Here is a 12,061-nt window from a genome sequence, read left to right as displayed (position 1 = left end):
GCCATGACGACCGAAACCCAACGCAAGCCCATTCGCCGGCGTCGCATGGCGCCCCTGATGGCAGCCGTACTGACGCTGGGCCTGACCGTGAGCACCGGCACCAGCCCGGCGCAGGCGATGACCGTCTATGACCCGTTCAACTGGGTCATGAACTTCCTGCAGGAGATGAAGGCCGGCAAGGAGTACTTCGAGACGGCCGCGCGCTGGAGCCAGACGGCAGAGCAGTACGGCAAGACCATCGACAACTGGCTGTCCAAGCTGCAGAACTGGACCCAGATCATTGCTTCGCCGCTGATGCCGCCGACGCCCACGCTGACGAAGATTCCCGAGAACTGGAACGTGGCCGAAAAGTGCGGTGGCGATTCCATGATCAGCATGAGCGGCCTGATGGCGGTGCTGAACATGAGCCCGGGTGGCGATATCGGCGCGCAGCAGCGTGCGATCTGCTCGTACATCCAGGTGCTTGAGAACAAGAAGTACAATGAGACCGTCGAGGTCGTGCAGATGTCCATGCCGGCAATGGAGCAGATGCTGCAGCAGCTGCGCCGGATCCGCAATGCGTTCAAGAACGAAGGCGCGCTGCAGGAGGATATCTCCAACAACACGGCAACTGCGGTCGAACTCGATAAGGCATTCAAGAAGTGGGAAACCACCGTCAAGGTCTACGATCAGCAGATTCTTGCCCTTCAGGGGCGGCAGAAGAACCTGGCCGAGCGCGCGTTGCGTGGCGAGCGCAATCCGATTGGCAGCGTCATCAAGGCCGGCGCGCTGAAGGCCGCGCTTTCGAAGTGAATCACGTGCGCAACGCACTCCAGCAGGGCCCCGATGCGGGGCGGGTGATGTGATGAGTCAGGGAATGATGCACGGTATGGTGTTCAATGATCTGTTGCACGGCACGTTGTTCGCGTCGGTGGGCGACTTCGTCTTCTTCCGGCTGATCCTGGATTATCTGCGCGACGAGATCACCAACTTCGGTAACGGTATCCTGAGCCGGATGATGACCTGGGTCGGCACGATGGCGTTGGTGCTGATGACGCTGTGGGTGCTCATCCAAGGCTTCCGCATCGTGACCGGACGGAGCCGTGACTCGATGGCTGCACTGATGACGAACATGGCGCGCGCCGCCCTGATCGTTACCGTCGCGACGTCGATGGCGATGTTCGGAACCAAGCTGCAGAACTTCCTGACCGGCGATGTGCAGGACCAGATCACCTACATTGTGACCGGCAAGAAGTCGACCGCGGAGGAGCTGATCGACAAGAACCTGGGCTACATGCAGCTGGCACTCACGTCGGTAAGCGTGCTGGATGTGGCCGGCGACGTGGCGCTGGATAGTGCCAAGACCCGCGCGATGTGGTTCATCGGCCTGGGAACGGGCGGTCCCGCCGTGACTGCGGGTGCGATGCTGCTGCTGTACCAGATCGCGCTGGCGCTGTTCATCGGATTCGGACCACTGTTCATCCTGTGCCTGCTGTTCGAGCAGACAAAGTCGCTGTTCCAACGATGGTTGTTCTATGGCATCGGCACCATGTTCTCGATGGCGGTGCTGGCGGCGATGACCGGCATTGCCATGGAAATGGTGGCGCGCGTGGCGGCTTCGTTCTGGGGCGCGTCCGCGCTGGGTGCACTGCTGGGGTCGAACCTGACCGAGGGCATGAGCAGCATGGCGCTGCAGCAGGGCGGCATGGGCCTGATCCTGACGACGCTGATCCTGACTGCGCCCCCAATGGCCGCGATGTTCTTCCAGGGCACCCTGGGTACCTTCATGGCATATTCGCAGATAGGCGGTAGCGCGGTGCCGACGTCGCCGGGTCCGAATGGGCAGCCGCCGGGTTCTAGTGGGTCGAATGGCGGAGGATTCTTTATGCCAGCGATGCCTCCTGCTGATACGCAGATGCGAACGGGTGCTGCTGGGGCCCAGCGGTCAGGATTCACCGGCGAAGCGGCGCCTCATGCAGGCCAACGGGGTGCTGCGAACAACGATCGGAATTGAGGTCTGACTATGTCTAAACGATTTATGCGAGCCGTCGTCGCAACAATGCTCCTTCTAGTATTCTCGTCTGCAAGTGCGGAGGGGAACTGCCCTCCCGGTATGTATCCGATTGGAGGGCAGGGAGTACAGGGCTGCGCGCCGATTCCAGGAGCCAGTTCTGGGGGTAGCGCCACGATTCCTACTCCTCCTCCCAGGCCCTTGGGTGAATGGGTTAAGACCTGGGGCGCACTCGCTGGCTCATCCAGCGGTTCGGAGGGGGGCGCATCTGTAGGTGAACCCAGTGAGCGTGCTGCGAAGAGGGCCGCGATTTCGAATTGCGAGAAGAACGGTGGACGTTGCAGGATCGAGTTCACCTACCAGAATCAATGTGTGGCTGCTGTCACCTCGGAACTGGCATCCACCGGTACACAGTACGCCAGTTCGGGGACCGTGGAGAGCGCCGGGGAGCAGGCCATGCGAGACTGTCAGGCAGCAGGCGGGGCGCATTGCAAAATGATCTACTCGGCATGTTCCGCGCCGATCTTCCGCAAGTATTGACGGTGTGTCCAGGCCTCGCTCGGATGCCTGGTGGCTTTAGGGGAGCGTTTGTTGGTGCAGGGCGGTACACCACCGTCACTACCTTCACGCGATTTGCTCGGCAGTCAGAGGTACATGGCCGCTGCCTCCGTTCTTCAATGTCGTCCTGGATGCCTGATGCGATACTTTGTCGGAATTCTGGCAGTGTTTCGTTCTGGTCCTCGCCGGTAGCGGCTGAAGGCAACTGCCCTTCTGGTTTCTACCCAATTGGTGGGCAGGGTGTCAGCGGGTGCGCACCAATTCCCGGTGCAGTTGCTGGAACGGCCTCACCCTCTGCTCCCGCTCCTGCTCAGCCGTTGGGGGAGTGGTTGACAAGATGGGGAGCCGTGGCTGAATCGCCTACGTCAAATCTCGTCGGCACCGCAGCCAATGAGTCCAGCGAGCGGTGTGCGGTGGATGTAGCGATAAAGAAGTGCGCGGCAGAGGGTGCAAAGGACTGCAAGTCTTCGGTCACCTATTACAACCAATGCGTTGCATTCGCTGTACCGTCCTCAGGAAAGGGGCAGGGCTCCTTGGATACGGCGGTGGATGCAGAGACCGTAGCTGGAAATGCAATTGGTCATTGTCGGGATACCGGAGGCGGAAATTGCGCCGTCGTCTATTCCGAATTCTCCTTGCCCGTCTTCCGGAAGTATTGATAAGGCGTCAGATAGGTCAGCAGAGTCGATCCCGCTTTTATGTGATCAAGTCCGCTTTTCGCTCCGTTCCCCCTTCGACGACTGAAGCCTCCTCGAAGTAAGCTGCCTGCGCGTCAAAATTCCGGCGCATCAGTGCCATCGAACGCAGGAGCTTTCCCGTCCATGAGGACGCTGACGACCCGCGGTGCGGGTGACGCACCCCCACAACACCACCGCCGCAGGGCCGGGGCTATCATCCGCTCTGGCGGACACCGGGGCCTGCGGCGCACTGCGCGGTGTCCCGGCCGGCGCACGGGTACTGGCAAGACGGGATCGAAGGAGTGGCAGGGGATGCAGAAGGGGAGCGGCACGAACATGGACAATGCGTTGGCGTTCGTGCCGTCCGGCGCGAACCTGCTGGAAGCCGTGCGCGGTGATCTGACCGGCAATGGCATCGACGACCAGTTGCTGGTGATCGATCAGCCCGCCCCCGATGGCCTGGTGCCGGGCGAGCACGGTCCCAACCGGGTGCTGTTGTTGCTGCTGGGCGATGCTGCCGGCCGATGGCAACTGGCGGCGCGCAACGACAAGCTGGTGCCATGCTCTACCCGCGGCGGCATTGCCGGTGATCCCTTCGCCTACGTGACGATCGAGGATGGCGCGTTCAGCGTGATCACCAACGGCGGCAGCCGCGAGCGCTGGAGCAGCACCTACACGTTCCGCTACGCGCCGTCCGAGCAGGTCTGTTGGGTCCATGGCGTGCAGCGCCGGGTGGTCGACACCGAGACCGAGGCAACCCACACCCGTGACTTCTCGGCGGCCGAGCTGGGTAGGGTACGGTTTGAGGACTTTGACCCGTCCGTGGTTGCCGACGTGAGCTTGCCTTGAGTGCCGCGCCTGTGAGGAGGCAGGAGGACCCCACGATGATCGAGCAGGAGTTTGACCGTGTCGCAGGATAGAGAATCGCAATTGTTGCGACAGGCCACGGAGGCCGGCATCACCTCGTCCCGGGAACTGGCCAACTTCATGGCGCAGGCCGGGCATGAATCCCGTGGCTTGAGCCGTCTCAACGAGAGTTTCAACTTCACCCGGGGCATCTCGCAGATCCCGGTGGAAGCAGCGTGGCGCAATGGCAACGGTGCGCTGGAGAGCGCCCGCCAGGAAGCGCTGCGTGGCCACCCGGAAAACCTGGCTGAGCTGATGTACGGCGGGCGCATGGGCAACGATGCCCCTGGCGACGCACTGAAGTATCACGGCCGCGGCTATCTGCCGCTGGTCGGCAAGGAGAACTATGAGCGTGCCGGCAAGGCGCTGGAACTGGACCTGGTGAATCACCCGGAACTGGCCGCGCAGCCCGAGCACGCAGGTCGCATTGCCGTGTGGCAGTGGCAGACGCGGGTGCCGGAGGCGGCGCGCGAGGATGTGCGCGAAGCCACGCGTGCCCTGAATGGCGCGCTCAACGGCATCGAAGCCCGCCAGCAGCGTTTTGACGTGTGGCAGCAGAAGCTGACCCCCGATGTGATGGCGCGCCTCGAGCGTGGCGAAGTGGGGGCGCCTGCCCAGCAGGCAACGGGACGCGACATGTCGCAACCGGGCGAGCCGGGATACACGCTGTTCTCGGGAGCGCGCCAGCACCTGCAGCAAATGGGGCCGCAAAGCGGTCTGCGCAGCGTGCAGGAACTGGACAATGCCGCCGGCGCACTGGCGCTCAGCGCGCAGAAGGCCGGAATGTCGCGTATCGATCACCTGTTGGCCGGCAATGACGGTCGCACGTTGTTTGCCGTGCAGGGCGCGCTGGGTGACCCGGCCATGCTGCGCGCTTCGGTCGATCGCGAACAGGCGGCGCAGCAGCCACTGGCGCAGAGCAGCCAGCAGTTGGCTACCAGCGTCGCCCAGCAGGACCCGGCGGCTGCGCTTGCCCGCGAGCAGGAGCAGCGTTCTCGATCCCTGTAGCACCTGATGCCTGCGGGCAGGGTGCCCGCAGGCGCTTTACGTACGACGCGTGGCGCCCTGTGGCGCCGACATGGAAACCCACTCGTAAGGACACCACATGCGAATCGTTCCCCCGAATGCCCGGCACGCCGCCGCTCTCTGCAGTGCATCCGTGCGCCGCCTGCCGCCACTCTGGCTGCTGTCACTTGGACTCACCGCAGCGTCGGCACAGGCTCAGGAGGCCGCGTCACCCGTCGTGGAGACGCCCCCCGCTGCCGAGGTGGCCGTTGAAGCGCCTGCAGGGACGGCGCCCGTTGCAGTACCCATGGCGGCCGAAGCTGTTGTCGCGGCACCGGCTCCCGAAGTACGGGTTGCCGCGACTCCCCCTGTGACACCTGTGGTGGACGCGCAGCCGGCGCCGGCTGCGGACCCGGCGCCTGCGCCCGTTGCGCCCGCAGCGGCGGCGCCTGTGGCTGCACCGCCTGCCGTCGTCGAGCCAGCCGTCCCGGCGGTAGCTCCCGCGCCACCCGCCTTGGTCATCGTGCCGTTGCAGCCCGAGCAGGCCACCGAGCGCGCGCTTGGCGCCCGTTGCCCGGTGGATCTGGCCGGGCGGCTGGCGACCCAGGGCGAGCTGCTGATCGGCGCCTGCCAGGGCAGGATGCCGGCGCATCTGGCCGCGCTGCTGGTCGCGCTGCCCCAGCAGGACATCCACCTGCCGCGCAGCTGGCGCGAGCGTGAGGTGCAGCAGAAGGCGTGGTTCAAGGCGGTGCCGGGCTACGGCCAGCGCCCGGACTTCATCGTGCGGATCGGCGACATCTGGGTGCGCTCGCTGGAAGGGCGCGACGCCGACAGCACGTTCTATCTGGTGTCAGCACCGTTCACCTGCAGCGACCAGGTCGCCAACCGAGATGAGTACGGCGCGGAGCCGGTCCGCGTGCCAGCGGGTGATTGCCGCGAGGCCTATGTGGCCCAGCGTGTGTACCAGGTCCGCGGGGACGCGGCGCCGAGGGATGTGACCGCCGATGCCATGCCGGCCATGCCCCCGGTCACGGAGGCCGATCGTGCGCGTCAGCTCTCGCGTAAGGGACGGATCAGCCTGGACCATAGCAAGTTGCAGTACGGCCCGGCCATGCGCTGGTTCGTGCAGTACCCGGAGTCTGCGCAGAAGGGCGGTCCGCGCGCCTACGGTGACTGGAACCGCGAGCACATCGCGTTCGTGGTCTGGACGGGGGATCGCTTCGAGCTGCGTGAGAAGGTCGCGCGGGCGCAGTGGCCCTGTGACCCGGTAGCGCCGGGCGATCGCGCCTGTGGTGGCTTCCCGGATTCCGGGCCGGATCTGTTCGTAACCGCCGGTGCGTCGGCGCCGGTCGCGGCCTCCAGCCCCTGACGCGCGATGCTGAAGTAAAGCGGGAGCCGGAATGACCGGCTCCCGCGCTGTTCATCAGGCCTGCATGCTGCGGGTCTGGTTCTGCTGTTGTTCCAGTTGCTGATCGCGGTCCTGTGCCAAGCGCTGTCCCGCGGCTTGCTGATCAATCCGCTGGCTGCTCTGCTCCAGCGGCGTGTTCATCGCCACCGCCGTGTCCACCGACACACGCAGGTGTGCCGGGTCGCCGCCCTGGCCCTGCACCGCGAAGCTGCGTGAGGCGTCGGCATTCATCACCACCTCGTCGATGCGCTTGCCGCCTGCAGCGTGCATCTCCGCCGCCAAGCTACCGGCCAACTGCGTACTCATCACATCCGGCACGCGGCCGACGCGAACGTCCTGCGCATGCACGCCACGGATCGCATCGTTGAACAATGGGTTGCCCAGGTGGTTGGCATCGTCCATGCGCAGCATGCTGGTGTGATGGCCGTTCTTCTCCGCCTCGCGGCGTGCCGGTTCACCGGGCTGCAGCGGGCCGCGGATGTGGTCGTACAGATCGATGGCGCCGCCCGGGATGCCCCGTGCCGCGCGGGTGACGCCGCGACGCAGTGACTCGACGTCATCGCGGTACTCCTCGATCATCTTGGCGTTGTCTTTTGCCAGCTTCTGGGTTTCCGGATGTTTCAGTACCGAGCCTTCGTCGAGGAAGTTGCCCAGTTTGTGCGCGCCGAACGAGCTGGTCGCCGCAATGATCGGCCGGTCCGGAATCAGATCACGCAGGGCGTGATTGCTGAAGCCGTTTGCCGCGAGCGTCTTGATCTCGTCGGGCTTGGCATAGATGCGGACCTGGCCGAAATGCGGCGAGGCGGCGCTGACCGGATCGGACGCCATGACGTGATTGATCATGGTGTTGCCGCCTTCCGGAATGCGGTAGCTGAGGCTGACCGCGCCGTAGGCATTGAAGGTCTCGCCCTTGACGTTGAAGTGGTGCGAGGTGATCTGGGCCAGAGCGCCACCGAGAGAGTGGCCGGTGACGGTGACTTCGGGGGGGCGCTGTCCGAGATCCTGCCCCTCCTTCTTGGCATAGGCGAGGGCGCGTTGGGTCAGCGCGATGGCGTCCGGTGCTTGGACGTTGGTGCGGGCGACAACCATGCCACCATCGGTCAGGATCGCATCGCGGGCGAACTGTTCGGTGCCGCGATGTGCGACGACAATTTCATTGGTGTCGACTCGCTGGTAGATCGTTCCCTGATAACCGTTCAATCGATTATCAACGTGCTCGAGGATCTTGTACTCATGCCCGTTGATCGCTACGAGCTCTTCCTTGCCGGGAGCGCGTCGACCGACCGCACGGTCCTTGTACACGTCGTCGGAAATACCCGCATAGTCTTGGCTGCTGAGGCTCATTGGCGGACCTCATTGGCTTCAAGTGAAGCCGAGAACAGCGAATTCTGCAGCTCAGGGCGGAACTTGGTGGGGTCTTCTTGGCCGCTTGCGCCGTAGTCAGGAATCTCGTTCACGCGCGGATAGTCTGAACGAGGATAGTGGCGAGTCTCGGTCTCGCCTTTGACGAATGGCGCTGCTTCAATAAATGAAAGGAAGCGCGTCTCGCCCTCGGCCCCCGTCGCCTTCAGCATCGCGCCTGCACCGGTGAACTCCCACTTGCAGACACCGCGACCGTAGTAATCCTCGTCCAGCATGCGGTCGATGTATACAGTGCCCCGGTACTCACCATCAGCGACCTTGCGCAGCTCCACCGGCTCCTGGCTGGTGATGCGTGCGGCGGTACCGGTGGCTGGTTCGATGTAGCCGCACTGGTCTTCGTTGGTGACGTCGTACTGCGCTACGCCTTCGACCACTGCGAAATCACCGGGGGCATCCTTCAGGCGCAGCACCAGTTCATAGGCCTTGCGCGGGCTGGGGTTGAGCTTGGCGAGGCCACGCCCACCCTGGGCGACATCGGCTTCAGCAGCGGCACGTTCCTGGTTCATGGCGGTCTCCGGATTGCAGGCGGTCAATAGAAGCAGAGCAAGGCACGGGATCATCTTGTGGCGCAATGTCGGCCTCCTTGGGGGTAGGGATGGTTGAACTGGCAGCTCATGGCGCGAGTTTCTGCACAGTGGTGGTGGTTGAGAACAGCGCGTCGCGCAGCTCTTCCTTGTACTCCGAAGGATTCTCTTTGCCGCTGGCAGGGTAGTTGGCAGCAAGCTCGGCGCGAGGATAGGCAACCCTCGGATAATAGAGAGTCAATGGGCTCCTCGCGTCCATGCGCTCCTTGTCGACGAACGTCAGGAATCGCGTATCCGCCTCGCCGGTCGTAGCGCGCAACATCGCACCGACTCCCGTCAGCGCCCAATGGCAGACACCACGCCCGTAGTAATCCTCGTCCTGCATGCGGTCGAGGTAGAACGTGCCGCGGTATTCGTGCTCGCCGACCTCGTGCAGGGTGACGGGCTCCTGGCTGGTGATGCGGCCTGCAGTGCCCGTTGCAGGCACGATCCGTCCACAGTCTGCGTAGTTGCTGGCGTCGTACTGGGCCGAGCCCTCAACAATCGCGAACGGGCCCGGCGCGTCCTTCAGTGTCAGCACCAGCTCGTAGCCCTGCTTTGGTGCAGGATTGAGCTTGGCCAGGCCGCGTCCACCTGCGGCAACGTCACGCTCTGCGTCCGCGTAGGGCGAGCAGGCCGTCAGTGCCAGCAAGAGGCCCATCGGTACCAGATGGCGTCCCTTGCGTGTCGGCATGGCTACATCCATGGCGGCATCCTGCATCGTGCGTCCGTGTCCATATATCCTTCCCTGGTGACAGGTTTATCGATTATGGAGTGTTCTGGAAACCTGACGCCAGCGACGGCAGGGCGTCTGCGACGGAATTTTGACGCATTCAGCGTTCAGTGGTGTCGCCGAATCGATTGCGGCACGGGCGATTCGAGGTTCGCGGGGCGATTGCGCCTCGCGCTCGACATTTCGCCGCCAATTTGTGACAAAGGTCTCAAATTCACCCAATGCTCACGCAAGCGAACATCACGCCATGAACTACACCATCCGTGCCGAAGCCATTGATGATCACGCCACCCTCCATGCGCTCACCGAGGCCGCATTCCGGGATGCTGCGCACAGCAGCCATACCGAGCAGTTCATCGTCGATGCCCTGCGCGCCCGCGGGGAGCTGAGCGTTTCGCTGGTGGCCGAGATGGACGGCAAGGTGATCGGCCATGTGGCGGTGTCGCCGGTGACGATCAGCGATGGCAGCACGGGCTGGTTCGGCCTGGGACCGATCTCGGTATTGCCCGCGTGGCAGGGGCAGGGCATCGGTGCGGCCCTGATGCACGCCGCACTTGAAGCGCTGCGTCAGCAGGGTGCACATGGCTGTGTATCGCTGGGCGAGCCGGCCTATTATGGTCGCTTCGGCTTCCGTGCCGAGCCGGGCCTGGTCCTGCCGGGTGTGCCTGCAGAGTACTTCCAGGCACTTTGCCTGCAGCCTCCGCTGGCACAGGGCGAGGTGCAGTACTCACCGGCCTTCGAGGCGACGGCCTGATCCGGGCCTGGCACGTTCCGGCTCAGGGCGCCCGCCAGACGGTCGGTTCGGGTTGCGGCTTCGGAATGCGGTAGCCGCCGATGTGTTCAAGCAGTTCGTTGGTACGGCGCTGCTCGACCAGTACCTCACGCAGCAGGTTGCGCACGGCGAAGATGGCGAACGGCACCAGGATCCAGACCAGGCTGATGCCCAGCGCAAACAGGGTCAGCAGGGCTTTTGCACCATCCATGCACGGCGTTCCTTGGTCGAAAGCAGCCACGCTAGCACGTGGCCGCTGCCGACGGATGTCAGCCGTTATGCCGAAGATGGATGAGCGGATACGGACGGCCTTGCGAATCGAGCGGTGAGCGGCCGCTTTCGACGAAGCCCATGCGCAGGTAGAAGCCGACGGCCTGTGCGTTCTGTTCGTTGACGTCAGTGCTCAGCTGCGGATGCTGGGCAAGTGCATGTTGCAGCAGTTGCCGGCCGATCCCGGTGCCACGTACGTCGGGATCGATGAACAGCGCTTCCATGTGCGTGCCGTCGATCAGCATGAAGCCCAGCGGCCGATCCTGTGCATCGACAGCAACGGTCATCGGCGCCTGCGGCAGGAAACCGGCCACTTCGGCATCGATGGCCTGGCGGTCTTCGGCACTGAGGAAGTCGTGGGTGGCGTCGACGGCGCGACGCCAGAGGTCGACAAGGGCGGCGCCGTCGTCGGCGCGAGAGGGGCGCAGGGTGGTCATGGGTTCACCAAGGTGCTTCGGAAGAGTGCGAAGTATGAGGCTTTCCGGTAGCGCCTGCAGGCGAAGATTCATCCCGCGTCGCGGTGGCGGATGAAGGGGCTGTGCGCAGTCGCGTCCGCGCGCAGCACCCCCCCATCCTCGAAGTCATCGCTGTCGTTGAAGGGCACGATTGGCCACTGCCGCCAGTGCGTCAGTCGCTCGCGGTAGGAGAGGGTGGCTGCAACCAGTGCTTCATCGTGGGCCTGCACGCGTTCCGCTGCAAGCCCGGAACGCACGCCATGCACCACGCATGGCTCCATCACCTCGAAGCCGACGTAGCGCAGGCTGTACATCAACGGCCACAGCAGCAATCGGGTGTCGCCTTCGCGGCCGTCCACCGCGCATGCCCGTGCCGATGAACCGGTGGTGACGCTCAGCAATGCACGCTTGCCCTGCATCACGCCATGTTCGTGGCGCTGACGGCTGTTGTACATCGGCCCATATACCAGCACGCGGTCCAGCCAGCCCTTGAGGATGGCTGGCGCCGCGAACCACCACAGCGGGAACTGCAGGATCACCAGGTCTGCCACCCGCAGCAGGTGCAGGTGACGTCGCACATCGGCGGGTAACTGCTCCAGTTCGGCGCTGTGGCGTTGTTCGCGCTGGGCATCGAAGCGCTCGGGCTGCAGGCGCCGTGGATGGTGCCAGGCCGCTTCCAGCGGATCGAAGCCTTCCGCATACAGGTCGACCACATCCACCTGCGAGTGGTCGTGCCTCAGCTGCTCGGCCGCCTGCGCGGCGAGGTGGGCATTGAAGGAGCGGGGTTCGGGGTGGGCAAGCAGGATCAGGGCGCGCATGGGCGAGGTGTTCGAGGAGTGTGCGACCATCCTCGCGGTGCCGGCATGCCCCGGCAATTACGCACCTTGAGGTAACCATGGCCTATCCGGGCGATGTCTATGCCGCCGATTGCTCGGCGCGCGATGCGCTGGCGCTGATCTCCGGCAAGTGGGTGATGCTGCTGCTGCCGGCATTGGCGCAGGGCCCGCTTCGCAACGGCGCGTTGCTGCGGAAGATCGAAGGCATCTCGCAGAAGGTGCTGACCCAGACTCTGCGACAGCTGGAGCGCAATGGGCTGGTCGAGCGGTGTGACCGGGGCAGCAAACCGCTGCATGTCGAGTACCGCCTGACCGAGGTCGCGCACGGTCTGGTCGAGACGTTGTCCGCCCTGGACCGCTGGGCGGAGCACAATTTCCCGGCGCTGGATGCGGCCCGCGAGCGCTTCGACGCGCGCTAGCGGCGCCTGCACGGCCCGGGGCGTACAATGGCCCCGGCGGCCATCCT

14 protein-coding genes are annotated in these 12,061 nt (G+C 64.4%); 8 read left to right on the top strand and 6 right to left on the bottom strand.

Annotated features, from left to right (window positions below; genetic code table 11):
* Positions 1-3 precede the first annotated feature (3 nt).
* From N5D45_RS03395 to N5D45_RS03370, 6 genes are all read left to right on the top strand, one after another.
* Entirely contained in the window at positions 4-792 is a 789-nt protein-coding gene (locus N5D45_RS03395; RefSeq protein WP_231298632.1) for a hypothetical protein, read from the top strand.
* A 76-nt stretch (positions 793-868) separates the two neighbouring features.
* The gene (locus tag N5D45_RS03390) at positions 869-1,993 is read left to right on the top strand and encodes a type IV secretion system protein (RefSeq protein WP_082587855.1); all 1,125 of its coding nucleotides are present in this window, start codon (positions 869-871) and stop codon (positions 1,991-1,993) included.
* Positions 1,994-2,002: 9 nt separating this feature from the next.
* A complete protein-coding gene (locus N5D45_RS03385) occupies positions 2,003-2,530 on the top strand; it encodes a DUF4189 domain-containing protein (protein ID WP_082587856.1) in 528 nt (175 codons plus the stop codon).
* A gap of 1,007 nt (positions 2,531-3,537) precedes the next feature.
* Entirely contained in the window at positions 3,538-4,074 is a 537-nt protein-coding gene (locus tag N5D45_RS03380; RefSeq protein WP_049455020.1) for a hypothetical protein, read from the top strand.
* Positions 4,075-4,131: 57 nt separating this feature from the next.
* Positions 4,132-5,139, top strand: a complete 1,008-nt coding sequence (locus N5D45_RS03375; protein ID WP_171954473.1) for an XVIPCD domain-containing protein — start codon at positions 4,132-4,134, stop codon at positions 5,137-5,139.
* Between the two features lie 520 nt (positions 5,140-5,659).
* Positions 5,660-6,505, top strand: coding sequence for a hypothetical protein (locus N5D45_RS03370; RefSeq protein WP_279938464.1), 846 nt, complete (start codon positions 5,660-5,662; stop codon positions 6,503-6,505).
* Positions 6,506-6,559: 54 nt separating this feature from the next.
* Here the strand turns inward: N5D45_RS03370 and N5D45_RS03365 are convergent, their stop codons facing one another.
* The 3 genes from N5D45_RS03365 to N5D45_RS03355 are packed head-to-tail and all read right to left on the bottom strand — an operon-like array spanning position 6,560 to position 9,250.
* The gene (locus N5D45_RS03365; protein ID WP_279938463.1) at positions 6,560-7,888 is read right to left on the bottom strand and encodes an XVIPCD domain-containing protein; all 1,329 of its coding nucleotides are present in this window, start codon (positions 7,886-7,888) and stop codon (positions 6,560-6,562) included.
* On the bottom strand, positions 7,885-8,538 hold the full coding sequence (locus N5D45_RS03360; RefSeq protein ID WP_049413567.1) for a hypothetical protein: 654 nt from the start codon (positions 8,536-8,538) through the stop codon (positions 7,885-7,887). The genes N5D45_RS03365 and N5D45_RS03360 overlap by 4 nt, the downstream gene beginning before the upstream one ends.
* Positions 8,539-8,578: 40 nt before the next feature.
* Positions 8,579-9,250, bottom strand: coding sequence for a hypothetical protein (locus tag N5D45_RS03355; RefSeq protein ID WP_279938462.1), 672 nt, complete (start codon positions 9,248-9,250; stop codon positions 8,579-8,581).
* A 259-nt stretch (positions 9,251-9,509) separates the two neighbouring features.
* Between N5D45_RS03355 and N5D45_RS03350 the strand changes: the two genes are divergently transcribed.
* Positions 9,510-10,016, top strand: coding sequence for an N-acetyltransferase (locus tag N5D45_RS03350; RefSeq protein WP_279938461.1), 507 nt, complete (start codon positions 9,510-9,512; stop codon positions 10,014-10,016).
* Positions 10,017-10,038: 22 nt separating this feature from the next.
* On the opposite strand, the gene N5D45_RS03345 is transcribed toward N5D45_RS03350, so the two are convergent.
* The 3 genes from N5D45_RS03345 to N5D45_RS03335 form a co-directional block, all read right to left on the bottom strand.
* Positions 10,039-10,245, bottom strand: coding sequence for a hypothetical protein (locus N5D45_RS03345; RefSeq protein WP_005410107.1), 207 nt, complete (start codon positions 10,243-10,245; stop codon positions 10,039-10,041).
* Between the two features lie 58 nt (positions 10,246-10,303).
* Positions 10,304-10,741: an acetyltransferase gene (locus N5D45_RS03340; protein WP_010484891.1), complete on the bottom strand. Its 438-nt coding sequence runs from the start codon at positions 10,739-10,741 to the stop codon at positions 10,304-10,306.
* 68 nt (positions 10,742-10,809) lie between these two features.
* Positions 10,810-11,577: an NAD(P)H-dependent oxidoreductase gene (locus N5D45_RS03335; protein ID WP_279938460.1), complete on the bottom strand. Its 768-nt coding sequence runs from the start codon at positions 11,575-11,577 to the stop codon at positions 10,810-10,812.
* A 77-nt stretch (positions 11,578-11,654) separates the two neighbouring features.
* Here N5D45_RS03335 and N5D45_RS03330 point away from each other — a divergent pair, with 77 nt between their 5' ends.
* A complete protein-coding gene (locus N5D45_RS03330) occupies positions 11,655-12,014 on the top strand; it encodes a helix-turn-helix domain-containing protein (RefSeq protein WP_010484895.1) in 360 nt (119 codons plus the stop codon).
* Positions 12,015-12,061 lie beyond the last annotated feature (47 nt).

It is taken from the genome of Stenotrophomonas sp. GD03819, from assembly GCF_029841665.1.
Lineage (GTDB): Bacteria > Pseudomonadota > Gammaproteobacteria > Xanthomonadales > Xanthomonadaceae > Stenotrophomonas > Stenotrophomonas geniculata.
Note: the sequence above shows the minus strand (reverse complement) of the source record. Positions and strands in the feature narration are given on the sequence as shown.

What these genes read in the sequence shown, in the direction of transcription:
- N5D45_RS03395 (WP_231298632.1), top strand. Translation starts at nt 4, where the DNA reads ATGACGACCGAAACCCAACGCAAGCCCATTCGCCGGCGTCGCATGGCG.
- N5D45_RS03390 (WP_082587855.1), top strand. Translation starts at nt 869, where the DNA reads ATGGTGTTCAATGATCTGTTGCACGGCACGTTGTTCGCGTCGGTGGGC.
- N5D45_RS03385 (WP_082587856.1), top strand. Translation starts at nt 2,003, where the DNA reads ATGTCTAAACGATTTATGCGAGCCGTCGTCGCAACAATGCTCCTTCTA.
- N5D45_RS03380 (WP_049455020.1), top strand. Translation starts at nt 3,538, where the DNA reads ATGCAGAAGGGGAGCGGCACGAACATGGACAATGCGTTGGCGTTCGTG.
- N5D45_RS03365 (WP_279938463.1), bottom strand. Translation starts at nt 7,888, where the DNA reads ATGAGCCTCAGCAGCCAAGACTATGCGGGTATTTCCGACGACGTGTAC.
- N5D45_RS03355 (WP_279938462.1), bottom strand. Translation starts at nt 9,250, where the DNA reads ATGCAGGATGCCGCCATGGATGTAGCCATGCCGACACGCAAGGGACGC.
- N5D45_RS03350 (WP_279938461.1), top strand. Translation starts at nt 9,510, where the DNA reads ATGAACTACACCATCCGTGCCGAAGCCATTGATGATCACGCCACCCTC.
- N5D45_RS03345 (WP_005410107.1), bottom strand. Translation starts at nt 10,245, where the DNA reads ATGGATGGTGCAAAAGCCCTGCTGACCCTGTTTGCGCTGGGCATCAGC.
- N5D45_RS03340 (WP_010484891.1), bottom strand. Translation starts at nt 10,741, where the DNA reads ATGACCACCCTGCGCCCCTCTCGCGCCGACGACGGCGCCGCCCTTGTC.
- N5D45_RS03335 (WP_279938460.1), bottom strand. Translation starts at nt 11,577, where the DNA reads ATGCGCGCCCTGATCCTGCTTGCCCACCCCGAACCCCGCTCCTTCAAT.
- N5D45_RS03330 (WP_010484895.1), top strand. Translation starts at nt 11,655, where the DNA reads ATGGCCTATCCGGGCGATGTCTATGCCGCCGATTGCTCGGCGCGCGAT.